Annotated in this window: 22 protein-coding genes and 1 riboswitch; of the genes, 11 read left to right on the top strand and 11 right to left on the bottom strand. The window is 64.8% G+C overall.

What is annotated here, in order from left to right; translation table 11 throughout:
- Positions 1-33: 33 nt before the first annotated feature.
- Entirely contained in the window at positions 34-606 is a 573-nt protein-coding gene (locus CAG11_RS26090) for a manganese efflux pump MntP family protein (RefSeq protein ID WP_022644014.1), read from the bottom strand.
- A 5-nt stretch (positions 607-611) separates the two neighbouring features.
- Positions 612-777: riboswitch (yybP-ykoY riboswitch) on the bottom strand.
- Between the two features lie 166 nt (positions 778-943).
- On the opposite strand from CAG11_RS26090, the gene CAG11_RS26095 reads away from it, so the two are divergent.
- Positions 944-2,767, top strand: a complete 1,824-nt coding sequence (locus CAG11_RS26095) for a serine hydrolase (RefSeq protein WP_085598817.1) — start codon at positions 944-946, stop codon at positions 2,765-2,767.
- 6 nt (positions 2,768-2,773) lie between these two features.
- Complete coding sequence (locus CAG11_RS26100) at positions 2,774-3,574, top strand: MipA/OmpV family protein (RefSeq protein ID WP_085598819.1); 801 nt, start codon at positions 2,774-2,776, stop codon at positions 3,572-3,574.
- 112 nt (positions 3,575-3,686) lie between these two features.
- Here CAG11_RS26100 and CAG11_RS26105 read toward each other — a convergent pair whose 3' ends face one another.
- From CAG11_RS26105 to CAG11_RS26115, 3 genes are all read right to left on the bottom strand, one after another.
- Positions 3,687-4,979 (bottom strand): ATP-binding protein, encoded by a 1,293-nt coding sequence (locus CAG11_RS26105; protein WP_085598821.1) that lies wholly within the window; start codon positions 4,977-4,979, stop codon positions 3,687-3,689.
- Entirely contained in the window at positions 4,980-5,690 is a 711-nt protein-coding gene (locus CAG11_RS26110; RefSeq protein ID WP_085598823.1) for a response regulator, read from the bottom strand.
- Between the two features lie 171 nt (positions 5,691-5,861).
- Positions 5,862-6,467 carry a tRNA-(ms[2]io[6]A)-hydroxylase gene (locus CAG11_RS26115; RefSeq protein WP_085598825.1) on the bottom strand — a complete coding sequence of 202 codons (606 nt, stop codon included), beginning with the start codon at positions 6,465-6,467 and terminating at the stop codon, positions 5,862-5,864.
- A gap of 232 nt (positions 6,468-6,699) precedes the next feature.
- On the opposite strand from CAG11_RS26115, the gene CAG11_RS26120 reads away from it, so the two are divergent.
- A complete protein-coding gene (locus CAG11_RS26120) occupies positions 6,700-7,563 on the top strand; it encodes a universal stress protein (RefSeq protein WP_022644008.1) in 864 nt (287 codons plus the stop codon).
- A 45-nt stretch (positions 7,564-7,608) separates the two neighbouring features.
- On the opposite strand, the gene CAG11_RS26125 is transcribed toward CAG11_RS26120, so the two are convergent.
- Complete coding sequence (locus CAG11_RS26125; protein WP_022644007.1) at positions 7,609-8,079, bottom strand: DUF1289 domain-containing protein; 471 nt, start codon at positions 8,077-8,079, stop codon at positions 7,609-7,611.
- 408 nt (positions 8,080-8,487) lie between these two features.
- On the opposite strand from CAG11_RS26125, the gene acnB reads away from it, so the two are divergent.
- Positions 8,488-11,097 (top strand): bifunctional aconitate hydratase 2/2-methylisocitrate dehydratase, encoded by a 2,610-nt coding sequence (gene acnB / locus CAG11_RS26130; protein WP_053130612.1) that lies wholly within the window; start codon positions 8,488-8,490, stop codon positions 11,095-11,097.
- Positions 11,098-11,371: 274 nt separating this feature from the next.
- Here acnB and CAG11_RS26135 read toward each other — a convergent pair whose 3' ends face one another.
- Positions 11,372-12,652 carry a serine/threonine transporter gene (locus CAG11_RS26135; RefSeq protein ID WP_022644005.1) on the bottom strand — a complete coding sequence of 427 codons (1,281 nt, stop codon included), beginning with the start codon at positions 12,650-12,652 and terminating at the stop codon, positions 11,372-11,374.
- Positions 12,653-13,148: 496 nt separating this feature from the next.
- On the opposite strand from CAG11_RS26135, the gene CAG11_RS26140 reads away from it, so the two are divergent.
- The 7 genes from CAG11_RS26140 (at position 13,149) to CAG11_RS26165 (ending at position 18,603) form a co-directional block, all read left to right on the top strand.
- Positions 13,149-13,688 carry a cysteine hydrolase family protein gene (locus CAG11_RS26140; protein ID WP_085598827.1) on the top strand — a complete coding sequence of 180 codons (540 nt, stop codon included), beginning with the start codon at positions 13,149-13,151 and terminating at the stop codon, positions 13,686-13,688.
- 128 nt (positions 13,689-13,816) lie between these two features.
- Positions 13,817-13,939 carry a VOC family protein gene (locus CAG11_RS34190; RefSeq protein WP_256578799.1) on the top strand — a complete coding sequence of 41 codons (123 nt, stop codon included), beginning with the start codon at positions 13,817-13,819 and terminating at the stop codon, positions 13,937-13,939.
- 3 nt (positions 13,940-13,942) lie between these two features.
- Positions 13,943-14,203, top strand: coding sequence for a VOC family protein (locus tag CAG11_RS26145; RefSeq protein ID WP_177409200.1), 261 nt, complete (start codon positions 13,943-13,945; stop codon positions 14,201-14,203).
- Between the two features lie 15 nt (positions 14,204-14,218).
- Positions 14,219-15,175, top strand: a complete 957-nt coding sequence (locus tag CAG11_RS26150) for a 2-hydroxyacid dehydrogenase (RefSeq protein WP_085598829.1) — start codon at positions 14,219-14,221, stop codon at positions 15,173-15,175.
- 170 nt (positions 15,176-15,345) lie between these two features.
- Positions 15,346-16,413 (top strand): phosphotransferase family protein, encoded by a 1,068-nt coding sequence (locus CAG11_RS26155; RefSeq protein ID WP_085598831.1) that lies wholly within the window; start codon positions 15,346-15,348, stop codon positions 16,411-16,413.
- A 38-nt stretch (positions 16,414-16,451) separates the two neighbouring features.
- Positions 16,452-17,219, top strand: a complete 768-nt coding sequence (locus tag CAG11_RS26160) for an SDR family oxidoreductase (RefSeq protein ID WP_085598833.1) — start codon at positions 16,452-16,454, stop codon at positions 17,217-17,219.
- 277 nt (positions 17,220-17,496) lie between these two features.
- Positions 17,497-18,603 (top strand): Gfo/Idh/MocA family protein, encoded by a 1,107-nt coding sequence (locus CAG11_RS26165; protein WP_085598835.1) that lies wholly within the window; start codon positions 17,497-17,499, stop codon positions 18,601-18,603.
- Between the two features lie 56 nt (positions 18,604-18,659).
- Here the strand turns inward: CAG11_RS26165 and CAG11_RS26170 are convergent, their stop codons facing one another.
- The 5 genes from CAG11_RS26170 to CAG11_RS26190 all read right to left on the bottom strand — a co-directional run bounded on the left by CAG11_RS26170 (position 18,660) and on the right by CAG11_RS26190 (position 24,341).
- Positions 18,660-20,093 carry an FAD/NAD(P)-binding protein gene (locus CAG11_RS26170; protein WP_085598837.1) on the bottom strand — a complete coding sequence of 478 codons (1,434 nt, stop codon included), beginning with the start codon at positions 20,091-20,093 and terminating at the stop codon, positions 18,660-18,662.
- Between the two features lie 174 nt (positions 20,094-20,267).
- A complete protein-coding gene (locus tag CAG11_RS26175; protein WP_143494765.1) occupies positions 20,268-21,179 on the bottom strand; it encodes an AMP-binding protein in 912 nt (303 codons plus the stop codon).
- Between the two features lie 57 nt (positions 21,180-21,236).
- The gene (locus tag CAG11_RS26180; protein WP_085598841.1) at positions 21,237-22,667 is read right to left on the bottom strand and encodes an LLM class flavin-dependent oxidoreductase; all 1,431 of its coding nucleotides are present in this window, start codon (positions 22,665-22,667) and stop codon (positions 21,237-21,239) included.
- The gene (locus CAG11_RS26185) at positions 22,657-23,127 is read right to left on the bottom strand and encodes an acyl-CoA dehydrogenase (protein ID WP_085598843.1); all 471 of its coding nucleotides are present in this window, start codon (positions 23,125-23,127) and stop codon (positions 22,657-22,659) included. The genes CAG11_RS26180 and CAG11_RS26185 overlap by 11 nt, the downstream gene beginning before the upstream one ends.
- 11 nt (positions 23,128-23,138) lie before the next feature.
- Positions 23,139-24,341 (bottom strand): SfnB family sulfur acquisition oxidoreductase, encoded by a 1,203-nt coding sequence (locus CAG11_RS26190; protein WP_085598864.1) that lies wholly within the window; start codon positions 24,339-24,341, stop codon positions 23,139-23,141.
- Between the last annotated feature and the right edge of the window lie 81 nt (positions 24,342-24,422).

Consider the following 24,422-nt stretch of genomic DNA (forward strand, 5'->3'; position numbering starts at 1 on the left):
CGAGATGATCGCCAGTAAAAACCAACTATAGGATCAAGCCACCGCCGACAAGTGCTCATAGAGGATCGCGCTGCCGACGATGATCAACACCAGGCCTCCCAGGGCCTCGGCACGCTGCCCCATGACCGTGCCGATGGCCCGGCCCAGCATGACGCCCAGGGTGACCATGGTCATGGTGGCCAGGCCGATGGCGGTGGCCGCCACCCAGATATTGACGTTGACGAAGGCTAGCCCTACACCTACCGCCAGGGCGTCGATGCTGGTGGCGAAACCGGTGACCGCCAGCAACCAGAATCCATGCGCCTTGGGCGCTTGCGGCTCGGCTTCAGTCTCCAGCCGCACCCCGTTGTAGATCATGTGCAGGCCCAGCGCCGACAGCAGGGCGAAGGCGATCCAATGGTCCCAGGCGGCCGCCCACTGGGCCGCGGCCTGGCCGATGAACCAGCCGACTACCGGGGTAATGGCTTCGATGACGCCGAATATCAGGCCGATGCGCAGGGCTTCGAGCAGGCGTGGCTTGAACATGGCCGAACCCTTGCCGACCGCAGCCGCGAAGGCGTCGGTGGACATGGCGAAGGCGAGGAAAATGATCGAGGCTGGATTCATCTTGGGTCTTCCGGTCGGGCTTGAGTCCACGACATGCCCACGCGCCCGACTTCAGCGCAGGTATGTCGATGGTCTCACCAACCGCAACGGCGCCCGCACCACGGCAGGTTGCCGAGAGTGTTGATACGGGCTCCACCGCAAGAAGCGGTGGCAGGCTACTCCCCAAAGAGGCGCGCAGCTTAACCCGCCACTTGTGAAAATTTCATCAGCGGCCCTGCATCCCCCGGTTAACTGCCGGTTTAACACTCTTTGACATTTTCCTGACAAAGCTGCCAAAGACTGGCCACACGCCCTTCCCTAGCATTCCCGGCATCCAATCCTTGTGCCCGGGTGCTTCATGTCCGCCAAACTCTTTGGCCTGCCGCTGCTGGGCCTCTTGCTCAGCAACCTGGGTTGCAACGGCCAGCCGCCGACACCTCCGAGCATCGCCCAGGGTGACTACGCCAGCATCATTCGCTACCTGAAGCAGTACATCCCGCAGCAAATGGCCGAGCACCAGGTGCCCGGCCTGTCCATCGCCCTGGTAGACGGCCAGGAGTTGATCTGGGCCCGGGGCTTTGGTTTCGCCGACAGGGAGCGGGGGCTGCAAGTGACCGAGAACACCGCGTTCCGTGCCGGTGCCTTGTCGCAGTTGCTGACGGCCACGGCGGTGATGCAACTGGTGGAGCAAGGTCGCTTGCAGCTCGATGCCCCCCTGCAAGCCACGCTCAAGGAGTTCTACGTCCGCTCGCGCTTTCATGACGACCAGGACGCCGCCGACCAGGCAGTGACCCTGCGCCGCCTGCTCAGCCACCAGGCCGGCATGCCTGGCGAATACCTGCATGACCTGCGCACGCCTCATGTCCTGGGCCAGCTACCGCAGAAGGTCAGCGGGGTATGGCTGAACAATGACCCCGGCACCCGCACCGCCTATTCCAACCTTGGCTACGCCTTGCTGGGCGCGGCTATCGAACGCAGCACCGGCCAGGACTTCGAGCAGCACCTGCAGGCCAGCCTGCTGCGGCCCCTGGGCATGCGCCAGTCGAGCTTCATCGGTGACAGCCGCCAGGAGCCCTATCGCGCCCGCGGTTACCAGGATGGTGCCGCCAGCGGCCATAGCCCGGAGCGCGACATTCCCGCCGGCGGCCTGTGGACCAGCCCGCGGGACCTGAGCCAGTTCGTCCGGATGCTGTTCGCCCAGGGTCACTACAAGCAACGCCAGTTGCTGTCGGCCAGCTCGATCCAGGAGATGACCCGCCCGCAGAACATCGGCAATGCCCTGGATTTCGACTGTGAAGTGGGCCTGGGCTGGTTCCTCTCGCCATGCGGCGACGAGTGGGTGCGCCCCGGCATTCGTACCTGGCAGCACAGCGGCATCGGCAACAACTTCCATGCCCAGGTCAGCGTGCTGGCGGAACAACAGCTGGCGGTGATCGTGATGAGCAACTCCGACACCGGCGAAACGCTGGTCCCGGGCCTGGTGACCCAGGCCTTGCGCCTGCTGCTGCAGGCCCACGGCGCTCCCGAGGAACAAGACACGGGCACTGGCCTGCCACCCCGTGAGCTGGCAGTACGGCGCCGGGTGCCGGAAGCCGCCGACCGCCAGCAACTGGCCGGTTTCTATGCCACGGCCTATGGCGTGCTGCGGATCAGGGACCAGGGCCAGCGCCTGTTCGGCGAGGTGGCTGGGGTGCGCTTCGAGCTACTGCGCGACGAACATGGCTGGCTGCGGGCGCAGAAAAAAATCCTCGGCCTCTGGCTCCGGGACCTGGGCGACCTGGGCCGGGTGCAACTGGATGTCGTCAGCATCCAGGGACATCGGGTATTCACCGCCAAGAGCCACGGCCAACTGCTGGCGGTGGGCGAACGCATCGATCCGGTGCCTTTGCCCGATAACTGGCTGGCCACGGTGGGCACCTACGAAGCCCTTGCCGACAGCGAGGAAAACACTCCCGTCAGCGGAGTCAGCATCGCCCTGGAAGAGGGCTTCCTGATGATCCGCAGCCTGCAGCAGGGCCGCACCCTGACTGATTACATCCTGGCCCCGGTGGACAACGCGCATGCGGTGATCGCCGGCCATGGTCCCGGCCTGGGCGACACCGTGCGACGCCAGATCAACGGAGTCAACGTCCTGGGCTACTCGTTCAAGCGTTCCTATAACACCAACTACCTGAGGTTCTAGACCGATATGAAAACCCTGAAACGCTCCGCCACCACCGCGCTGTGGCTCGGCACCCTGGGCCTGACCACGGCCTCTGCCGTGACCCATGCCGAGGATTGGAAATTCGGCGTCAACGCCGGGGTGGCCAGCGTTCCACGCTACAGCGGCAGCGACGAGCGCACCGTGGTGCCGATCCTCGGCGCCGAGGTCGTCAGCCCCTACGGCATCTTCCTCAACACCCAGCAGGGCCTGGGCTGGGGCAACAAATGGGGCGACCTGTCGTTCAGCACCTGGGTCGGCCCAAGCGAGTCGCGCCGCGACAAGAACCACATGGGCCAGGGCTCCAAGCGCCTGAGGGGCATGGGGGATATCAAGACCCGGGCGCAATACGGCGCGCACCTGGGCTACGACCTGGGCCCATTCGAGCTGGGCGCCACCGTGACCCACGCCGTGAAGAAGAACAACAACCGCGATACCGGCCGGGCCTACAGCCAGCTGGAACTGAGCATCGGCACCAACCTGTATGAAGGCAGCTACGGCAGCCTGGACGCCAGCGTCAACACCCTGTTCGGCAACGCCGACTACATGCAGACCTGGTACGGCGTCAGCAGCACCCAGGCGGCCAACAGTCGCTTTGGCGCCTACAACGCCAAGGGCGGGTTGGTCAGCAGTGGTGCCGACCTGACCTGGACCTTGCCACTCAACGAGCAGACCAAGCTGTCCACCCAACTGTCGATGGACTACCTGGGCAAGAAGGCTGCCGACAGCCCGATCGTCGACCGGCGCCTGCAGACGGTGCTGTCCACCCAGATCGAATACAGCTTCTAAGGCAGCAAAGAACACGGCCCGTGATCACGGGCCGTATGGTGTAGAAGACCAAGCCCCCGCGAGGGGCCTGGTCATTTGATGCAGGGCGCTTGCCCCCTCGCCCGGTGCCGCGTCAGTCGGCGCTGGCCCAGGTCATGCGGAACGAGGCGCCGCCCCACTCCGAGTCCACGACTTCCACCTTGCCGCCATGCCACTGCGAGACCCTGCGCACCAGGGCCAGGCCCAGGCCGAAGCCGCCGGTGCGCCGGTCGCGGCTGGCATCGAGCCGGGAGAATGGCTCGAAGATTTTTTCCCGCCCCTCCAGCGGTACACCGGGGCCATCGTCGTTGACGCGCACCTCATAGCCGTTATCCAGGCGTACCAGGGATACCTCCACCCGCCGCTCGGCGTAGCGGATGGCGTTGCGCAGCAGGTTGATCACCGCCCGGGCCATGAAGCGTGGCTCGATGCTCACGTAGTCCACCTGGCATGAACGAATCAGCAACTGCACCCCGGCCGCCTCGGCTTCCAGGGTCACGCTGCCGACCACGCTGTCGAGCCAGCTCTGGGCCTGGATGTTCTCGCGGTTGATCGAGGCCGCGCCATGTTCCAGGCTGGCGTAGCTCAAGAGCTCGGAAACCATTTCCTCCAGCTCGCCCAGATCGGCGTACATGTCGCAGATCAGTTCCTGGCTTTCCTGGGGGTCCGGGTTCTGCTTGAGCTGGTCCAGTTCGAACGACAGCCGGGCGATGGGCGTGCGCAGTTCATGGGATACCGCGTTGGTCAGCTCGCGCTGGTTGGCGATCAGGCCTTCGATACGGGCCGCCATGCGATTGAAGTGCTGGGCCAGGTCGCGGATGTTGGAACGCCGCGACAGGTGCAGGCGAGTGCCCAGGTCGTTGCTGCCGAAACGCTCGGCGGCCAGGCGCAAACGTTCCAGGTCACGCCAGTGCGGCCGCACCCAGAAGTACAGGACGATACCCAGCAGGGCGCCGAGCAAGGCATAGCCGGCAATGTTGTAGTGCAGGGTCACCGGCTGCTCTTCCGGCAACTTGATGCTCAACAGCTGCGAGCCGCCGTCGATACTGGAGATGAACTCGTCGTAATCGCCACCGCGCACCACCAACTGGCTGGAGTCCAGCAGGGCCTGCTCGCGAGGGGTCAGGTTCAGTTGATCGGCATTCACCAGCGCCAGCAGCAGGCCATAGTGAGGCTTGAGCTCCTCCAGCTGGCGCTGGCGCCCGGCTTCGTCCAGCGGGCGTAGTTGTTCACCCAGGCTGTAGGCCGGCCCCCGCACCGCCTCGCGGTTGTAGGATTCGATCAGGTCGGCTGCCAGGTAATTGAGGAAGATGTGTTGCACTGCCGCCATCGACCCGGCGAAACCCAGGACCAGGAACAGGTAGAGCCCCAGAAACAGCCGCAGCATTCAGATCTCCCAGGCGAATGGATTGAACAGGTAGCCCTTGCCCCACACGGTCTTGATGCAGGCCGGTTCACGGGGGTTGTCCTTGAGTTTGTAGCGCAGCTTGCTGATGTAGACGTCGACGCTGCGATTGAGGCCGTCGAACTCGATGCCGCGCATGCGGTTGAGGATGTCGTCCCGGGACAGGGTCTTGCCCGCCGCGCTGGCCAGTAGCCACAACAGTTCGAATTCCATGGTGGTCAACTCGACCGACTCGCCGCCCAAGCGCACCTCGCGGCTGCTTCGATCGATGCTCAGCACGCCGAACTCCAGGGCGCCACGCTGGGCCGCGGGCTCGGGCACCTGGCGGCGCTGCAAGGCCCGCAGGCGCGCCAGCAGCACCGCCGGCTTGATCGGCTTGATCACGTAGTCATCGGCGCCGGATTCCAGGCCCAGGATATGGTCCAGATCATCCTCCTTGGCGGTGAGGATGACGATCGGGACGTCCGATACCGCGCGGATTTCCCGGCACACGTGCAAGCCGCTCTGGCCTGGCAGCATCAGGTCGAGCACCACCAGCTTCGGCTTGAATTCTTCAAAAGCCGCCAGGGCCACATCGCCCCGATGGACCGTCAACACTTCAAAGCCATGCTGGGAGAGGAAATTCGCGATCAGCCCGGCGAGCTTTTCGTCATCTTCCACCAGCAATACTTTGCCAAGACCCAGGTTATCCATAAATACCAGTCTGCGAACGCACGATTTGAGTGCGCGCATTATATGCGGCAGAGGATTAAAGAAAGGCTAAAGCGCAGCACAAAACCTGGAACCTGCACGGTTTTATGCAAGGTTTCATCTTTTTAAGAGTTTTTAACAATTTGCCCCCGGGCGCGCCCCGGGGGCCAGGGTTCACCAGGCCGGCACGCCGCTATGGAAGCGCAACTCCTGGTCGGGGGATTCGATCAGCTCCTGCTCGGCGGCCCGGACCTTGTCGATCACCCGGGCGATATCGTCGGCATCGCCGTACTGGTAGGCCAGCTTCAGGTAACCCTGGTAGTGCCGGGCCTCACTCTTGAGCAGGCCGAAGTAGAACTTGCCCAACTCCTCGTCCAGGTGCGGTACCAGGGCCTCGAAACGCTCGCAACTGCGGGCTTCGATGAAGGCCCCCACTACCAGGGTATCCACCAGCTTCACCGGCTCGTGGTTGCGCACCACCTTGCGCAGGCCCGAGGCATAACGCCCGGCGGACAACTGGCGCAGTTCGACCTTGCGCTTCTTCATCAGGCGCAGGACCTGCTCATGGTGCACCAGTTCTTCGCGGGCCAGGCGCGACATCATGTTGATCAGGTCGATGTGCGAGTGGTATTTGGCGATCAGGCTCAGGGCCGTACTGGCAGCCTTGAACTCGCAGTTCTTGTGGTCGATCAGCAGGTTTTCCTGGTCGGCCAGGGCTGCCTGGACCCAGGCATCGGGAGTCCGGCAGCCGAGGAATTGATCAATGGGCGGGAAGTTCATCGGCAGGTTTCCGGGCGGTCCGCCCCAGCGCGGGGCTGGCGGGCGGCATCAGCAGTGGTCGATAACATGAGGCTCACGGTACAGGCAGGGCTTCACAGGCAAAGGCGGCGATTATACCGGCCACGCCGCAGACCACCAGCGACCCCGATTGATATGCATCAACGTCCCGCCCAAGTGCCAGCAACTATAGTTATGAGCAGTTCCCATTCACTCTTTGCCGGAGTTCACGATCATGCAAAGCATCCGCAGCATCCTGGTGGTCATCGATCCCGCGCCTGGCGAAAGCCTGGCCCTCAAGCGCGCCAAGCTGATCGCCGGGGTCACCCAGGCCCACCTGCACTTGCTGGTCTGCGACAAGAAGCATGAGCATTCGGCACTGCTCAGCGTGCTCAAGAGCAGCCTCACCGGCGAGGGCTACAGCGTTACCACCGAACAAGCGTGGAACGAAAGCCTGCACGAGACCATCATCGACGTGCAGCAGGCCGAGGGTTGCGGCCTGGTGATCAAGCAGCACCTGCCCGACACCCCGCTGAAAAAGGCCCTGCTGACGCCAGCCGACTGGAAACTGCTGCGCTATTGCCCGACTCCGGTCCTGCTGGTCAAGACCGCCACGCCCTGGACCGGCGGAGTGGTCATGGCGGCCATCGACGTCGGCAACCTGGATGGCGAGCATCGCGCCCTGCATGCCAGCATCGTCGACCATGGCTTCGACATCGCCAGCCTGGCCAAGGCCCAGCTGCATGTGATCAGCGCCCATCCGTCGCCGATGCTGTCGGCGGCCGATCCGGTGTTCCAGCTCAAGGAAACCATCGAAAAACGCTACCGCGATGCCTGCCAGGCGTTCCAGAGCGAATTCGATATCGACGATGGCCACCTGCACATAGAAGAAGGCCCGGCGGACGTACTGATTCCCCACATGGCCCACAAGCTGGAAGCGGCGCTGACGATCATCGGCACCGTGGCCCGCACGGGCCTCTCGGGGGCGCTGATCGGCAATACCGCCGAGGTCGTGCTCGATGCCCTGGACAGCGATGTGCTGGTGCTCAAGCCGGCGCAGATCATGAGCCACCTCGAAGAACTGGCCGCCAAGGCCTGATGCAGCGAACCGTGGCGAGGCAAGCCGCCCCGCCACGCGGCTCACTCAGGAGCCCAGCGCGTCCTTGAGGAAACCCGGGGCGATATAGCGCTGGTAGTGGGCCTCGGAGAGCAGGAAGAACTCGCGATCGATGGCGTCGCGCAACTCCGGCAAGCCCCAATCGCGAAACTCCGGCAACAGCACCATCCCGTAGGCATCCAACTGGTTGATCACCCGCGCGCCCCGGGCGATCAGCTGGTAGGCCCAGCAGTATTCCGACTGGTGGGGCACGAAACGGATCTTGCGCTGCTCCAGCTGGGCCCGCAGGCGTGCTGGATCGAAGACTTCCAGCTTGGCCGTCATCACCTGCACCAGCAGCTGTTCGAGGCGCAGCCAGACCGCGCGCTTCTCATCCTCGTTGTAGCCGTTCCAGTTGACCACCTCATGGTGGAAGCGCTTGCAGCCACGACACACCAGGTCGCCGTAGACAGTGGAGCAGAGGCCGACGCAGGGGGTCTTGATGGTCTGGTTAGGCATAGGTGAAGGTCACGCGGGAAAGCAAAACAGGCCAGCATGTTAGCCCTTTGTCTAACATTGATCACCCCTCAAACTTCAATACGCCAACTTACGTTTAGATTTTTTTTGCCGTAGAATCATCCAGCCTTTTTAGGCGCCAATGTCCGTTTGAAGCTGTTTTCAAAGCGTCACGAGCACAGTCGTTCCTTCAGAGCGGTGTTGGCGAAGGGTTTTTCCAGCGGGGAAAAGCCCGGAGCCAACCCTCATCAGCTCCCGTTCTGCAGGCGTAAAACTTTGAAAGCAGCTTCTGTAAGGAATTGTCGGTAATTCTGGCTAAGTGGCCCACAACGCCACGCAGCGCATGAGTACGGCAATTTCGGGATGAGCGTCCCGGACACCCATTTGGGACCACTGATGAGGGTAATAACTGTGCTTGAAGCCTACCGCAAACATATCGAAGAGCGTGCAGCACTGGGTATCGTTCCCCAGCCGCTAAACGCCGAACAAACTGCAGGCCTGGTCGAGCTGCTGAAAAACCCGCCGGCCGGCGAAGAAGCCTTCCTCGTAGACCTGATCACCAACCGCGTTCCGCCAGGAGTCGACGAAGCTGCCTACGTCAAGGCCGCCTTCCTCTCCGCCGTGGCCAAGGGCGAAGCAAAATCGCCATTGATCGACCGCAAGCACGCCACCGAACTGCTGGGCACCATGCAGGGCGGTTACAACATCGAGACTCTGGTCGCGCTGCTGGATGACGCCGAACTGGGCGCCGTCGCCGCCGAACAGCTCAAGCACACCCTGCTGATGTTCGATGCCTTCCACGACGTGGCCGAAAAAGCCAAGGCCGGCAATGCCCACGCCAAGGCCGTGCTGGACTCCTGGGCCGCTGGCGAGTGGTTCACCGCCCGTCCCGCCATCGCCGACAAATACACCCTGACCGTGTTCAAGGTGCCTGGCGAAACCAACACCGACGACCTGTCCCCTGCCCCGGACGCCTGGTCGCGCCCTGATATCCCGCTGCACGCCCTGGCCATGCTGAAGATGGCTCGCGATGGCATCGAGCCTTCGCAACCAGGTTCGGTCGGCCCACTGGCGCAGATCGAAGCGGTCAAGGCCAAGGGCTTCCCGGTCGCCTACGTCGGTGACGTGGTCGGTACCGGTTCCTCGCGTAAATCGGCCACCAACTCGGTGCTGTGGTTCTTCGGCGACGACATCCCGTTTGTTCCGAACAAGCGCGCCGGTGGCTTCTGCTTCGGCACCAAGATCGCCCCGATCTTCTACAACACCATGGAAGACGCCGGCGCCCTGCCGATCGAATTCGACTGCACCAACCTGGCCATGGGCGACGTCATCGACGTTTATCCATTCAAGGGCGAAGTACGTCGCCATGACAGCAACGAGCTGGTCACCAACTTCGAACTCAAGACCGAAGTGCTGCTGGACGAAGTCCGCGCCGGCGGCCGTATCCCGCTGATCGTCGGCCGCGGCCTGACCGAGAAGGCCCGTGCCGAGCTGAACCTGGGTGCTTCCGACCTGTTCAAGAAGCCAGAGCAGCCTGCCGACTCCGGCAAGGGCTTCACCCTGGCGCAGAAAATGGTCGGCCGTGCTTGCGGCCTGCCAGAAGGCCAGGGCGTGCGCCCGGGTGCCTACTGCGAACCGAAGATGACCACCGTCGGCTCCCAGGACACCACTGGCCCGATGACTCGCGACGAACTGAAAGACCTGGCTTGCCTGGGCTTCTCCGCCGATCTGGTCATGCAGTCGTTCTGCCACACCGCGGCCTATCCGAAGCCGATCGACGTCACCACCCACCACACCCTGCCTGACTTCATCCGCACCCGTGGTGGCGTGTCCCTGCGTCCTGGCGACGGCATCATCCACAGCTGGCTGAACCGCATGCTGATGCCAGATACCGTGGGTACCGGTGGCGACTCCCACACCCGCTTCCCGATCGGCATCTCGTTCCCGGCCGGTTCCGGCCTGGTAGCCTTCGCCGCTGCCACCGGCGTCATGCCGCTGGACATGCCGGAGTCGATCCTGGTGCGCTTCAAGGGCAAGCTGCAACCTGGCATCACCCTGCGTGACCTGGTTCATGCCATCCCTTACTACGCCATCCAGAAAGGCCTGCTGACCGTCGAGAAGAAAGGCAAGAAGAACGCCTTCTCCGGCCGCATCCTGGAGATCGAAGGCCTCAACGACCTGACCGTCGAGCAAGCTTTCGAACTGTCCGACGCCTCGGCCGAACGTTCCGCTGCCGGCTGCACCATCAAGCTGCCGGAAAAGGCCATCGCCGAGTACCTGCAGTCCAACATCACCCTGCTGCGCTGGATGATCGGTGAAGGCTACGGCGATGCCCGTACCCTGGAGCGCCGTGCCCAGGCCATGGAAGCCTGGCTGGCCAAGCCTGAGCTGCTGTCGGCCGACGCCGATGCCGAATACGCCGAAATCATCGAAATCGACCTGGCCGACGTCAAGGAGCCTGTGCTCTGCGCGCCGAACGACCCGGATGACGCCCGCCTGCTGTCCTCGGTACAGGGCGAGAAGATCGACGAAGTGTTCATCGGTTCGTGCATGACCAACATCGGTCACTTCCGCGCTGCCGGTAAGCTGCTGGACAAGGTCAAGGGTGGTATCCCGACCCGTCTGTGGCTGGCTCCGCCAACCAAGATGGACGCTCACCAGCTGACCGAAGAAGGCTACTACGGCATCTACGGCAAGGCCGGTGCGCGCATGGAAATGCCAGGCTGCTCGCTGTGCATGGGTAACCAGGCACGTGTGCAGACCGGCTCGACCGTGGTCTCCACCTCGACCCGTAACTTCCCGAACCGCCTGGGCGACGCCACCAACGTGTACCTGGCATCGGCCGAGCTGGCTGCTGTCGCTTCGATCATCGGCAAGCTGCCGACCGTCGAGGAGTACATGCAGTACGCCAAGGACATCGACAGCATGGCTGCCGACGTCTACCGCTACCTGAGCTTCGATCAGATCGCCGAGTTCCGCGAAGCGGCAGCCAACGCCAAGATCCCGGTGGTGCAAGCCTAAGGTTCTAGCGCTGTAGAAAGAACGCCGCGTATTCCACGATACGCGGCGTTTTTTATTGCCCGACCTCAGCCCCTTCTCCCCCCGGACAACAGAGCGCCGCGCCAACCCCGCGCTGTTCGACCTCGAGTCCGGAACAAGGCTGCGGCCAACCCGCTCGTGCTGCGCTTCCCGCTGCACAGCTGCCGCATCCCCCCATGAACGACAACGCCGCCGGTGCAGTGAAGCACCGGCGGCGTTGCTTGCAGCTATTGGGTTGCGACTGGCAAGCCCGGCCTCAGGAGGCCAGCGAGTACACCAGTGCGGTGATGGCCACCAGGCCCACCAGGGTCACGAACACGTTGGACGCCTGGCCGCGATAGCGCGCCATGGCTGGCACCTTGCGGATGGCGTACATCGGCATCAGGAACAGGATGGCCGCGATCACCGGGCCGCCCAGGGTCTCGATCATGCCCAGGATGCTCGGGTTCAAGGTCGCCACCGCCCAGCAGATCACCAGCATGAAGGCCGCGGTCACCCGGTCCAGGGTCTTGGCGCCCGGACGCCGCCCGCTCTTGATGATCAGGCCCTTGAGGCCTTCGCTGGCACCGATGTAGTGGCCCAGGAACGACTTGGCGATGGCCACGAACGCGATCAGCGGTGCAGCGAAGGCGATGGTCGGGTTGCTGAAGTGGTTGGCCAGGTAGGACAGGATCGACAGGTTCTGCGCCTTGGCTTCGGCCAGTTGCGCCGGCGACAGGGTCAGCACGCAGCTGAAGACGAAGAACAGCACCATGGCCACCATCAGCAGGTGGGCGCGGGACAGGATCTGCGAGCTGCGCTGCTCGGCGTGCTGGCCGTAGCGGCGCTTCTGGTCCACGGCGAAGGCCGAGATGATCGGCGAGTGGTTGAAGGAGAACACCATCACCGGAATCGCCAGCCACAGGGTATGCAGGAAGGCCGATGGCGCCGGGATATCGCCGGCGGTGGCGAGGATGCCGCCGTTCCAGTGCGGGATCAGGAACACCGCCAGGAACAGCAAGGCGATGATGAACGGATAGACCATCAGGCTCATGGCCTTGACGATCACCTGCTCACCACAGCGCACCACCGCCAGCAGGCCGAGGATCAGCACCAGGGACAGGATCGCCCGCGGCGGCGGGGCGATGTGCAGTTGGTGCTCCATGAAGCTGCCGACGGTATTGGTCAGGGCCACGCTGTAGATCAGCAGGATGGGGAAGATGGCGAAGAAGTAGAGCAAGGTGATCAGGGCCCCGGCCTTGATCCCGAAATGCTCCTCCACCACCTCGGTGATGTCGGCGCCGTCACGTCCGGAGAGCACGAAGCGAGTCAGGCCACGGTGCGCGTAGAAGGTCATGGGGAAGGCCAGCAGCGCCAGGATCAGCAACGGCCAGAAGCCGCCGAGGCCAGCGTTGATGGGCAGAAACAGGGTACCGGCACCAATGGCGGTGCCGAACAGGCCCAGCATCCAAGTGGTGTCTTGGCGATTCCAGCTGCTCAGGGTCGCTGGGGCCGCCGTTTCAAAGCGTTGATCAACGCTGTTGGCCTGATCATTCATCCGGTGGGATCTCCACATTCCGGTCGTTTGCCGTTGGCTCGAAGCGCGTCGGAATACCCGACAGACAGAACCCCGAGCAAACAGAGGGGGGCGCGATTGTCCGGGATTCCAAGGGCGCTGCATAGACTCAGCAGAGGAATGGCACCTGCGTTGCAACAATAATGTCCGTTTTTGTCGCAAGGCGTCTGGCCCGGCCCTCTCCCTGGTCCTGCGGCTTTTTCGCAGGTGCCGATCGGCCCGTCAAAGCGGCTTATCGCCTCACCCCTGGCGAATTCCGGCCGACCCGCGCCTGCGTTGACAGGAGTCGGCGACGAACGGCATGATCGGGCCCATGAATGCCTATCCGCTCATCCCTACCACCTACACCACGACTGCCTCCGGCGGGTCGTGTGGTGGCTGTGCAGGATGAAGCGAGCACAGTGACAACCAAGGCCCCGCCAGCAATGGACGGGGCCTTTTGTTTCTCCGTCCGGCTGGCACAACAAGGAGAGACAAGATGCCTTCACCCAACGCCAAGCGCGCCCTGCTGGTCATCGACATGCAGGTCGGACTGTTCAACGGACCGGACAAGCCCTACCAGCGCGAACAGGTCCTGGACCATATCAACCAGCTGATCCGTCGCGCCCGCCAGGCCGGGGCACCGATCTTCGCCATGCGCCATACCGGCACGGCCGACTCGCCCATCGCTCCCGGCAGCCCGTTCTGGCAGTTGCTGCCGACCCTGGAAGTGGACGAGCAACAAGACTGCGTACTGGACAAGACGCGCCCCAATTGCTTCACCGGCACCGGGCTGGCCGAGCGCCTGCACCAGGCCCAGGTCAGCGAGCTGGTGATCGTCGGCATGAAGACCCAGTACTGCGTCGATGCCACTTGCCGCGCCGCCGGCGACCTGGGCTTTACCGCACTGCTGGTGCAGGATGCCCATACCTGCATGGACACCCCATACCTGGGGGCGCGCAAGATCATCGATCATCACAACACCACCCTGGATGGCGCCTTCGTCACACTCGCCGCGACCGCCGACGTCGCCTTCTGATCTTGCCCTCACTGCCCGGGACGCGCCGATCACGGCGCCACTCCCCGGCAACGGCTGTTCCGGGCATTGCCAAATGTCCGGCTAATGCGCACCCTTGAGCCTTCGCCATCTTCCGACTGGAGTTGCCCATGGGTATTGCCGGCTTCGTGCTCTACAGCCTTGATCCACAGCCATTGGCGCGGTTCTACAGCGCACTGCTGGACTGGCCCGTCAGCGAGCGACAGCCCGACTACCTGCAACTGCAACACTAGGGCATGGAGCTGACGCTGATACAGGTACCGGCGGCGATCGCCGCGCGCATCGTCCTGCAAGATCCCCCCCTGCCCCGCAGCGAATCCGCCTGCAAGCCAGTGTTCTGGGTCAGTGACCTGGATCTGGCCCGGCAATGCGCCGCCGGTGCCGGCGGGCGGCTGTACGAACCCGAACGTGAATGGCAGTTCAAGGACGCCCGGGTCTGCGACGGTATCGATCCGGAAGGCAATATCTTCCAGTTGCGGCAAACCCTGTCTCGATAACCTGAGGAGTCCACCATGCCCGCCACCGTCCTGGTCCTGGTTGAGAATTTCAATGCCTACCTGCCACGGCTCGAAGCGCTGGGGTTTGTGCTGATCCTGGCCCAGACGCCCGCTGCCCGGGCCCGGGCGATCGTCGACCACGCCGGGCAGATCGACGCCGTGCTGACCCGTGGCCCCCTGGGCCTGAGCGCACAGGAGATCGGCGCCCTGCCCCGGCTGCAGATCATCTGCGTGATCGGCGCCGGCTACGAGCAGGTGGACCTGCAAGCGGCGAGCAACCGGGGGATCGCCGTGACCACTGGCGCCGGGATCAATGCCCCGTCGGTGGCCGACCACGCCCTGGCGCTGCTGTTGGCCCTGGTGCGCGGCATCCCCCAGGCGGACGCGGCGGTACGCCAGGGGCATTGGCCGAAAGTCACGCGCCCGTCATTGACCGGCATGCACCTGGGCATCCTCGGGCTCGGCGCGGTGGGCCAGGCCATCGCCCGGCGCTGCGCCCTGGGCCTGGACATGCAGGTCAGCTATCACAGCCGCCAGCCGCGACCGGAGCAGCCCTATCGCTTCTGCCCGACCCTGCTGGAACTGGCCCGGGACGTCGACCTGCTGGTGATCGCCACCCCCGGTGGCGCCGAGACCCGGCACCTGGTGGACCACGAGGTGCTGGCGGCCCTGGGGCCCCAGGGTTTCCTGGTGAATGTGGCGCGGGCCAGCGTGGTAGACACCGAGGCCCTGCTGCTGGCACTGGAGCAGCGTCGGCTCGCCGGTGCGGCCCTGGACGTGTTCGATGCCGAACCTGGAGTTCCGGAGCGCTTCAAGCGCCTGGACAACGTGGTGCTCACCCCCCATGTCGCCGGGCTGTCGCCAGAGGCCAGCCGCGACACCATGGACATGGTCGGCCGCAACCTGCAGGCGCACTTCTGCGGCCAGCCGTTGCTGACCCCCCTGGCCCTGCCGCTACCCGGTCGCGGCTGAATCCCGAACAGCGCCTATGCTCTTGGCAGCGGTTCAAACGCCTGTATCAAAAACAATGATTGTCCAGCAACACCCACGCCAATAACGGCCCACCGCGATTGTGGGGGGCCAGCGCGCGCATTAGATTAGTCAATAATCTCTGGCCTCCAGAATAAGCAGAAGGGATAAGCATGGCGCTTACAGACCAGTCCACCCGAACCCGCTCCGGTGAAGAACTCGACGCCGCTCTGATCGATCCGTACCTCAAGGCGCAGATTCCCGGCCTGACCGGCACGCCACGGATCAGCCAGTTTCCCGGCGGCGCCTCGAACCTCACCTACCTGTTGGAATACCCCGAGCAGGAATTCGTCCTGCGCCGCCCGCCGTTCGGCCACAAGGCCAAGTCGGCCCACGACATGGGCCGCGAGTTCCGCATCCTCAATCAGCTCAAGGACGGCTTCCCGTACTGCCCCAAGGCCTACGTGCACTGCACCGACGAATCGGTGATCGGGGCCGAGTTCTATGTGATGGAACGGGTCAAGGGCATCATCCTGCGCTCCGATCTGCCAGCGGAACTGAACCTCGACGCCAGCCACACCCAGGCACTGTGCAAGAGCTTCATCGACCGTTTCGTCGAGCTGCACCGGGTCGACTACCAGGCGTGCGGCCTGGGCGACCTGGGCAAGCCCGAAGGTTATGTGCAGCGCCAGATCAAGGGCTGGAGCGACCGCTACGAGAAAGCCCTGACTCCCGATGCCCCGCAGTGGGACGTGGTCAAGGCCTGGCTCAACGACAAGATGCCCGCCGACCATCCGACCTCGAGCATCGTGCATAACGACTACCGCTTCGACAACGTGATCCTCGACCCGCAGAACCCGATGCAGATCATCGGCGTGCTGGACTGGGAACTGACCACCTTGGGCGATCCGCTGATGGACCTGGGCAACACCCTGGCCTACTGGATCGAGGCCAGCGACCCAGGGCCGGTGCAACTGATGCGCCGCCAGCCAAGCAACGCTCCGGGCATGCTCAGCCGCCAGCAGTTCGTCGACTACTACGCCGAGCGCTCCGGCATCCAGATCGGCAACTTCGACTTCTACTACACCTACGGCCTGTTCCGCCTGGCGGGCATCGTGCAGCAGATCTACTACCGCTTCTACCACGGCCAGACCCAGGACAAACGCTTCGCGCAGTTCATCCACATGAACAAGCTGCTGGAGCAGATGAGCCTGCAAGTCATCGGCAAATCCAGCCTCTGAGCGCGCTTCGGCGCCTGACCGCCCAACAAGGAAAAACCATGTCCAAGACTCAGTTGTTCGACCTCGACGGCAAGATTGCATTCGTCTCCGGCGCCAGCCGTGGCATCGGCGAGGCCATTGCCAAGCTGCTGGCCCAGCAAGGCGCTCACGTGATCGTCTCGAGCCGCAAGCTCGAAGGCTGCCAGCAGGTGGCCGAGGCCATCGTCGCCGCCGGCGGCAAGGCCACCGCCATTGCTTGCCACATCGGTGAAATGGAGCAGATCCAGCAGGTGTTCGCCGCCATCCGCGAGCAGTTCGGGCGCCTGGACATCCTGGTCAACAACGCCGCCACCAACCCGCAGTTCTGCAATGTGCTGGACACTGACCTGGGCGCCTTCCAGAAGACCGTCGACGTGAATATCCGCGGTTATTTCTTCATGTCGGTGGAAGCCGGCAAGCTGATGCGCGAAAACGGTGGCGGCAGCATCATCAACGTGGCTTCGATCAACGGTGTATCGCCGGGGCTGTTCCAGGGCATCTACTCGGTGACCAAGGCCGCGGTGATCAACATGACCAAGGTCTTCGCCAAGGAATGCGCGCAGTTCGGCATCCGCTGCAACGCCCTGCTGCCGGGCCTGACCGACACCAAGTTCGCCTCGGCCCTGGTCAAGAACGACAGCATCCGCAACGCCGCCCTGGCGCAGATCCCGCTCAAGCGCGTGGCCGACCCGAGCGAGATGGCCGGTGCGGTGCTCTACCTGGCCAGCGACGCTTCCAGCTACACCACCGGCACTGCGCTGAACGTGGATGGCGGTTTCCTGTCCTGAGCCACCTGCGCTGTACAAAAAGGCAGCCTGCGGGCTGCCTTTTTCATACCCCACATAAACCTGCAGGAGCAGCCGGTGGACGCTCGATTGCGCGCGAGGCTCGTTAACGATGACGTGCAACGTCTGACGGAACGCGGCGCCCCCGGGTTCATCGCGGGCAAGCCTCGCTCGTGCGGGGTTTTGCCCCACAAATGAATATTTATTCTCTTTATTGAAATTAGTGAATTTTTATTCCATAAATAGCCATCCCTACCACAACAACTTTAAAGGTGCGGCGATGGATGAACTGGGCGTTGGGCTGATCGGAACCGGATTCATGGGGCGTGCCCACGCCCTGGCTTTTCGCAGTGTCGGTGCGGTATTCGAACTGCCGGTGCGCCTGCGCCTGGCGGCCCTGGCCGATGCCGATGGGCAACGCGCCGCGCACTGTGCCAGGGCCTGGGGATTCGCCCAGGCCCACGCGGATTGGCGCCAGTTGATCGATGATCCCCAGGTCGGCCTGGTGGCGATCACCACCCCCAATCACTTGCACTTTCCCATGGCCATGGCGGCCCTGGCAGCCGGCAAGGCGGTGTATTGCGAAAAACCCCTGGCCGTGACCAGCGAACAGGCCGGGCAGATGCATCAAGCCGCACAGGCGGCTGGAGTGGTGACCCGGGTCGGCTACAACTACCAGCACAATCCGTTGATCGTCCTGGCCCGGGAGCTGATCGGCAATGGCGAGCTGGGGCAACTGGTGAGTTTCCAGGGCGAATTCAGCGAGGACTTCATGGCCGATCCGGACTCACCCTGGACCTGGCGCTGTGACCCGCAACAGGCGGGCGGCGCCCTGGCGGACCTGGGCAGCCACCTGCTGGCCATGGCGCGTTTTCTTATGGGGCCGGTAGCCGCCGTGTGCGCCGATACCCACACCGTGCATCAGGAGCGCCCCGTTCGGGCCGGCGCCCCTGAACGCCGCGCCATCGCCGTGGACGACCAGGCCCATGCGCTGCTGCGCTTCACCAATGGCGCCCGGGGCAGCGTGGGCAGCAGCTGGATCAAGCACGGCTACAAGAACCACCTGGCCTTCGAGATCAGCGGCACCCTGGGCACCCTGGCCTTCGACCAGGAGCGCTTGAACGAACTGCGTCTGTATCGGGCCGGCCAACCGGGTTTCCAGCGCTTGCTGGCCGGCCCGGCCCTGCCCGGCTACGCGGCCTTCAGCCCGGCGCCGGGGCACCAGCTGGGCTACAACGAACTCAAGACCCTGGAAGTGCAGGAGCTGCTCATGGCGATGTGCGGCCAGGGGCGAGACGGCACCGATTTCCAGGAAGCCTGGGAGGTGGAACGACTGGCGGCAGCGATCCGCCTGGCCGCCCAAGAACAACGCTGGATCACCTTGTAACCGCTGCCGGGCCGGGACGAGGCCTTCATCACGCCAAGCCCAATGCCCGCCAGCGGCTACAACAACGCTGCCAGGCGTATGGCCAGGGCCTTGGCTTGCAGGGCCACATCGGTGACCGCGGTGCTTTCCCACCACAGGCCACGCAATGGCGGGCCCATGGCGAACAGGCGTTCGCCGGCCCGGCCCTGGGCGTCATGCACCGCGCCGTCGGGCTCGGCACTGATGCCCAGGGCCAGCGGTCCCGGTTGCACCAGGCCCCGGGCCAGGAGCTGCCGGGGCAAGGGCCGGTCCACCCGGCGCCAGTCGTACTCGATGCCACTGGAGTTGATCAAGGCATCGCCCAACACCCGCGTGCTTTCCCGGCTGCCGCGATGACGCAAGCGAATCGCCAGGCGCCCCTCGCTGTCCGGCTCCAGCCCCTGGTAGCTGGCGGCATGGATCCGCAGCCGCCCCTGGGCATGCAGGCGCCTCACCAGTTCATCGCTCAAGGGCGGCGAACGATGGTGATGGCTCTCCCACCAGGGCCGCACATGCCGTACGAACTGGCGACGCTGGAAATCGCTGGCCTGGCTCCACAAACGCGGGATATGCACCCGCACCGTGTCCAACGGCGCTTGCCAGTCGATGCCCTGGGCCAGGGCCTGCCGGCACTGGCGACGCAGCTCGCGGAGCAATTGGCGGGGGCTGCGGATCGCCGGGTCCTGGCCCAGGAAGTCGACCCAGGCCGGCGGTTGCCGACGGACATGGGGCAGCAGCCCGTGGCGGGAAAACACTTCGATGGGGCCCCGGTGCCCGGCTTGCTCCAGCGACACCACCGCATCGACCATGGTCAGCCCGGAACCGATGATCAGCACCCTGGACATAGGGTCCAGGCGCGCCATGGCGCTCACATCCCAAGGGTCCAGGGCGGCAGCGTTGAGGCCGCTGGAATGGGTTTGCCGGGTACGGGCGGCGGGGAACATGCCCGTGGCCAGTACCGCCCGCGCGCCCTGTAATTGGCGCCCATCGGCCAGGACCAGCGAAATCCCGCCGTCCTTATGCTGCAGGTCCACCACCTCACTGTGCACATGCTCCACCGAGGAGCCCTGCTTCAAACCCAGCGCCCGGGCCTCGGCCAAACGCTGCTGGACATAGACCCCGAACAACCCCCGGGGCGGAAAGAGCTCGCTGATGGGCACCGGCTGGCCGGCCGATTCGGGCCAGCCGCCTTCGGCGATATGCTGGGTCAGCCACTGGGTCAGGTCGTCGGGGTTGTCCGGGTCGATGCTCATGCGCGCCGCATTGCCATTGAGGGTATGGCCCAGTTCGGTGGCGCTATAGGCCTCGCCGCGCCCCAGCTCGGCACGCGGCTCGATCACCAGGATGCGGCGCGCGCCCGGCAGGCGTAGCAATTGAGCGGCCAGCAAGGCGCCACTGAGGCCGCCGCCGATAATCAGTACTTCGGCATCGCAAGGGGCAGGATCCGGCTGCCCGATAGGGGTCTGGTTCATGCAAGGCTCATGGTCAGTGTTGGCCGGGACCCTGTCCCGGAGGGCGTGGGGCACATCCCCGTGCAGCAGGGTAATGCCTGGCCCGGCACCGGGAACATCCCCAGCAAGATAATAGGCTTGCACCACGGCCGGATTCGCCAGGCAGTACCAAAGTAGGACGCCATTCGCTGTGGCCTATCCGTGGCGGCGTTCGAACCGGCCGATCCAGCCCGGTAGCGCTCCTTGGGACGGCATCGGTTGCCAGATGAAGCGCAGGCGGGCCAGGCCCAGGAAACGCCGTACCTGGCGCTCCAGCAGCCGCGCCAGGGTGCTGCGCGGGTGGCGCATGGTCCAGCCCCACAAGCGTCGGCGCCAGCTACCGACGAGGCCCAGGTGGCCTTCGATCTCCTCTGCCAGGCCCTGCAAACGCAGCGGTGACAGCAACAGGTCGCTGGGAGCCATTTCGCGCCGGTCACGGGCCGCCGAACCCTGGTTCTCAGGAAACGCCAGGCTGTGCCCGCTACCCAGCCATTGCCCGAGCAGCACCTCCAGCCCGCCCTGCCATTGGGTCCCCTCCTCGCTCCACAACTGCACGCCCGCGTTGCGCTGGCGCCAAGCTGCCTGGCGCCGGGAGCCACTGCCGGGCCCCAGCAACTGACTGAAGGCCAGCCAGGGCTGGCGCGAACTCGCCAAGTCGACTGGCGGCTCACGGACGATCAGCAGGCCTGGAGCCACGCCGTTCTCCCCCGCCGCCATCCAGCACGCCAGTTGCCGGCCGCTGCCGACGAACACATGGCTGGGCCGCCAGCGCCACAGGCATTGACGCAAGGCCCCGATGGGCGACTGGTCGCCAAGGCTCGCCACCTCGGCCCCCAGGCTGCGCGCCGCCAGGGCCAAAAGCAGCAGGTCTGGCTCGAACGGCCCACTCAGGATCAGCCGGGAGCGCCAGCCAAGGCCATGCTGGCGCAAGCCATCGGCCAGGCGCTCGACATCGCGCAGTACATCGATCCAGCGCCAACCATGCCAATGGCCCCGACGCTTGTGACGCAGGGCATTGGCCAAGGGCCGCACCCGGGCCCAGTGTCGCAGCGACTCGTACATTTCCATGACCGCTCCCTGGTGCCCCCGCGTGACCGCTGCCGCCAGCGGACACCGAGTGACGCACTACGGCCGCTGCGCCGCCGGGCGCAGCCGCACCGGCTCGGCAGCGGCTACCACCTGGCGTTGCGCGCCGAGATCGCGCCAGGCACTGCCCGGATGGCTCTCGGGCAACCTGGGGCCTGCGCCGAACAGCTTCTCGCGCAGGGTGCCTGGCGCATAGTCGGTCTTGTACGCCCCGCGCTTCTGCAACTCCGGCACCAGCAGTTCCACCGCGTCGATAAAGGTTTCATGGGTCAAGGCGTAGGCCAGGTTGAAGCCATCCACGTCGGTTTCCTCGACCCACTCCTGCAACAGGTCGGCCACGGTCTGGGGACCACCGACGAACAACGGGCCGAAACCACCGATGCCCACCCAGTCCGCCAGCTCGTGGGGTGTCCAGACCTTGTTCGGATCTGCCGTGGAGAAGGCCTCCACTGCCGACTGGATGGCATTGGTATGCACATGCTGCAGCGGCTCGTCAGGGCGGAAGCGACTGAAATCGATGCCGGTCCAGCCACTGATCAGGGCCATGGCGCCTTCGTAGCTGACCCAGCTCTTGTACTCCTCGAACTTGGCCTTGGCCTGGGCATCGGTCTCGCCGAGGATCACCGTCTGCAGGTTGAAGATCAGCAGCTTCGACGGATCGCGCCCGGCCTCCGCGGCGCGGCGGCGGATATCGGCCACGGTCTTTTTCAGCAACACCTTGGAGGGCGCCGCGACGAATACGCATTCGGCCTGCTCGGCAGCGAACTGCTTGCCCCGGCTGGAGGCCCCGGCCTGGTAGAGCACCGGGGTGCGCTGCGGCGAAGGCTCGCACAAATGGATGCCCGGCACCTGGAAGTGCCTGCCCTGGTGGCGAATCTCGTGGATCTTGCTTGGATCGCTGAAGATCCGCCGCTCGCGGTCGCGCAGCACCGCGCCGTCTTCCCAACTGCCCTCCCAGAGCTTGTAGCAGACCTCCAGGTACTCCTCGGCGTAGTCATAGCGGGCGTCGTGCTCGGTCTGGGCTTGCTGGCCGATGTTGCGTGCGCCGCTCTCCAGGTACGAGGTGACGATGTTCCAACCGGCCCGGCCCTTGGTCAGGTGATCGAGGGTGGAAAGGCGCCGGGCGAAAGGATAAGGGTGCTCGAAAGACAGCGACGCGGTGAGGCCGAACCCCAGGTGTTCGGTGACCAGGGCCATGGGCGGAATCAACTGCAGCGGATCGTTCACCGGCACTTGGGCCGCCTGGCAGATCGCTGCATCGCCGTTGCCGTTGTAGACGTCATAGATGCCCAGCACATCGGCGATGAACAGCCCGTCGAACTTGCCCCTCTCGAGGATTCGCGCCAGGTCGGTCCAGTACTCCAGGTCCTTGTACTGCCAGGAGCGGTCCCGGGGGTGGGCCCAGAGCCCGGGAGACTGATGACCGACGCAGTTCATGTCGAAGGCATTGAGGCGGATCTCACGGGGCATCAGGCAGCACTCCCGAACCTTCGGGCAACACGCCATTGAGGCGATAGTTGCCGATCAACTGGTACTTCCAACGCAGCGGGTCGTCCAGGGTCGAGGGCTGCGGGCTGCGCTGGCCGGTGAGTTCGAACTCGGCGTTGCTGGCAGCCAGCAACGCTTCGCCGACGGCGATCGCCGCCTCCGCCAGGGCGACCCGGGTCTGGGCCAGGTCCTGCTCGTGCAAGTGGCGCTGGGCACGCTCCTGCAGAGCCGCGGCCACTTCGATGCGGATTTGCAGCTCACCGAAGCGGCTGATCACGTAGGGGTCCTGGCTGGCCTGCATCAAGCCGCTGCCCGGCCAGGGCCGGGCTTGCTGGCGTACGTAGGCCAGGGTCTGGTGCAACAGGGCTCGGGCCCGCTGCAACTGCTCGGCATTGCGGGCCAGGGCATCCTGGGGGGTATCGGGTCGAGTCAAGGCATTCATGGGGCTGTCCTTCAGTTCCAGGCGTGGCGGGCCGGCTTGACGCCGTTGAGCAGGAAATTGCCGATCAGGTGGTATTTCCAGCGGGCCGGATCGTGCAGGGTGTGGGTCCGGGCATTGCGCCAGTGGCGGTCGAGGTTGTACCTGGCCGACACCGAACGAGTGCCGGCCAGTTCGAACAGCTTGCTGGCCGCGAGCAAGGCGCTTTCGGTGGACAGCACCTTGGCCTGGGCCACCACCAGCGAGGCTTGGGCGACGCTGTCCGCATCAGGGTTGGCCAGGGCCTGGTCGATGGCCTGGGCCGCGCGGGTGAGGATTTCCTCGGCACCATGCACCCGCCACTCCAGGTCGCCAATGGCCGCGATGGTGTAGGGATCCTGCCAGCCATGGTCCAGGCCGCTGTCGATCCAGGGCCGGGACTGCCGGGCGTGGAGCTTGGCATCCTCCAGGGCGGCGACGGCGATGCCGGTGTCGACCGCGGCCTGGATCACCTGGGAGATCGGCCCATCGGCGGTGGGCTGGTCGAAGGCCCGGTGGGCCGGGATCACCGCGCTGCGCAGCACCTGCACCGCCTGCAGGCTGACCCCGCCACTGGCGGTGGTGCGCTGGCCGAAGCCGTCCCAGCTATCGATTACCGTCAGCCCGGGGTTGTCCCGCTCGATGAACGCGATATGGGCCTGGCCGTTCTCATCCACGGCCACTGCCGGGACGATATGGGCGAACAAGGCACCGGTGCAGTAGAACTTCTGCCCATCGATCCGGGCCTGGTCGCCGTCGAAGCGGATCTGGCTCTGGAAGGCGCCGACATGCTTGCTACCGGCCTCGGAGAAGGCGTTGCCGAAGCGATAGCCCCGCAGCACTTGGCTGAAGTAGCGGCGCTTCTGCTCCTCGCTGCCGGTCTGCAACAGGATGTCCACCACCCCCAGGTGGTTCTGCGGCAACTGGCCCAGGGATGGGTCGGCGGCGGAGATGATCTTGATCACCTCCACCAGGGTCACATAGGACACCCCGGCACCGCCGTATTCGCGGGGAATGGTGATGCCCCACAGGCCGCTGGCGGAGAACTCGTCCAGCTCGGCCACCGGCAGGCGCCGTTCACGGTCGCGTATTGCGGCTTCCACGGCGAAGCGCCGGGCCAGGTCCCGGGCGATGCTGATGGCTTCGGCATCGCTGCGGATGATATGGGCAGTGCGAGGAGGTTGGGCTGGGGCTGTCATGGGCCGGTTCCGCTTGCTGGTGGTCAAGATCGACACCCGTCGGGTGCCTGCCGCCAAGACCATTGCAGAACTCGTGCCCAG

This window comes from Pseudomonas sp. B6(2017), from assembly GCF_002112765.1.
Lineage (GTDB): Bacteria > Pseudomonadota > Gammaproteobacteria > Pseudomonadales > Pseudomonadaceae > Aquipseudomonas > Aquipseudomonas piscis.

Coding starts and splice junctions, on each gene's coding strand:
- CAG11_RS26090 (WP_022644014.1), bottom strand. CDS start 606: ATGAATCCAGCCTCGATCATTTTCCTCGCCTTCGCCATGTCCACCGAC.
- CAG11_RS26095 (WP_085598817.1), top strand. CDS start 944: ATGTCCGCCAAACTCTTTGGCCTGCCGCTGCTGGGCCTCTTGCTCAGC.
- CAG11_RS26100 (WP_085598819.1), top strand. CDS start 2,774: ATGAAAACCCTGAAACGCTCCGCCACCACCGCGCTGTGGCTCGGCACC.
- CAG11_RS26105 (WP_085598821.1), bottom strand. CDS start 4,979: ATGCTGCGGCTGTTTCTGGGGCTCTACCTGTTCCTGGTCCTGGGTTTC.
- CAG11_RS26110 (WP_085598823.1), bottom strand. CDS start 5,690: ATGGATAACCTGGGTCTTGGCAAAGTATTGCTGGTGGAAGATGACGAA.
- CAG11_RS26115 (WP_085598825.1), bottom strand. CDS start 6,467: ATGAACTTCCCGCCCATTGATCAATTCCTCGGCTGCCGGACTCCCGAT.
- CAG11_RS26120 (WP_022644008.1), top strand. CDS start 6,700: ATGCAAAGCATCCGCAGCATCCTGGTGGTCATCGATCCCGCGCCTGGC.
- CAG11_RS26125 (WP_022644007.1), bottom strand. CDS start 8,079: ATGCCTAACCAGACCATCAAGACCCCCTGCGTCGGCCTCTGCTCCACT.
- CAG11_RS26135 (WP_022644005.1), bottom strand. CDS start 12,652: ATGAATGATCAGGCCAACAGCGTTGATCAACGCTTTGAAACGGCGGCC.
- CAG11_RS26140 (WP_085598827.1), top strand. CDS start 13,149: ATGCCTTCACCCAACGCCAAGCGCGCCCTGCTGGTCATCGACATGCAG.
- CAG11_RS34190 (WP_256578799.1), top strand. CDS start 13,817: ATGGGTATTGCCGGCTTCGTGCTCTACAGCCTTGATCCACAGCCATTG.
- CAG11_RS26145 (WP_177409200.1), top strand. CDS start 13,943: ATGGAGCTGACGCTGATACAGGTACCGGCGGCGATCGCCGCGCGCATC.
- CAG11_RS26150 (WP_085598829.1), top strand. CDS start 14,219: ATGCCCGCCACCGTCCTGGTCCTGGTTGAGAATTTCAATGCCTACCTG.
- CAG11_RS26155 (WP_085598831.1), top strand. CDS start 15,346: ATGGCGCTTACAGACCAGTCCACCCGAACCCGCTCCGGTGAAGAACTC.
- CAG11_RS26160 (WP_085598833.1), top strand. CDS start 16,452: ATGTCCAAGACTCAGTTGTTCGACCTCGACGGCAAGATTGCATTCGTC.
- CAG11_RS26165 (WP_085598835.1), top strand. CDS start 17,497: ATGGATGAACTGGGCGTTGGGCTGATCGGAACCGGATTCATGGGGCGT.
- CAG11_RS26170 (WP_085598837.1), bottom strand. CDS start 20,093: ATGAACCAGACCCCTATCGGGCAGCCGGATCCTGCCCCTTGCGATGCC.
- CAG11_RS26175 (WP_143494765.1), bottom strand. CDS start 21,179: ATGGAAATGTACGAGTCGCTGCGACACTGGGCCCGGGTGCGGCCCTTG.
- CAG11_RS26180 (WP_085598841.1), bottom strand. CDS start 22,667: ATGCCCCGTGAGATCCGCCTCAATGCCTTCGACATGAACTGCGTCGGT.
- CAG11_RS26185 (WP_085598843.1), bottom strand. CDS start 23,127: ATGAATGCCTTGACTCGACCCGATACCCCCCAGGATGCCCTGGCCCGC.
- CAG11_RS26190 (WP_085598864.1), bottom strand. CDS start 24,341: ATGACAGCCCCAGCCCAACCTCCTCGCACTGCCCATATCATCCGCAGC.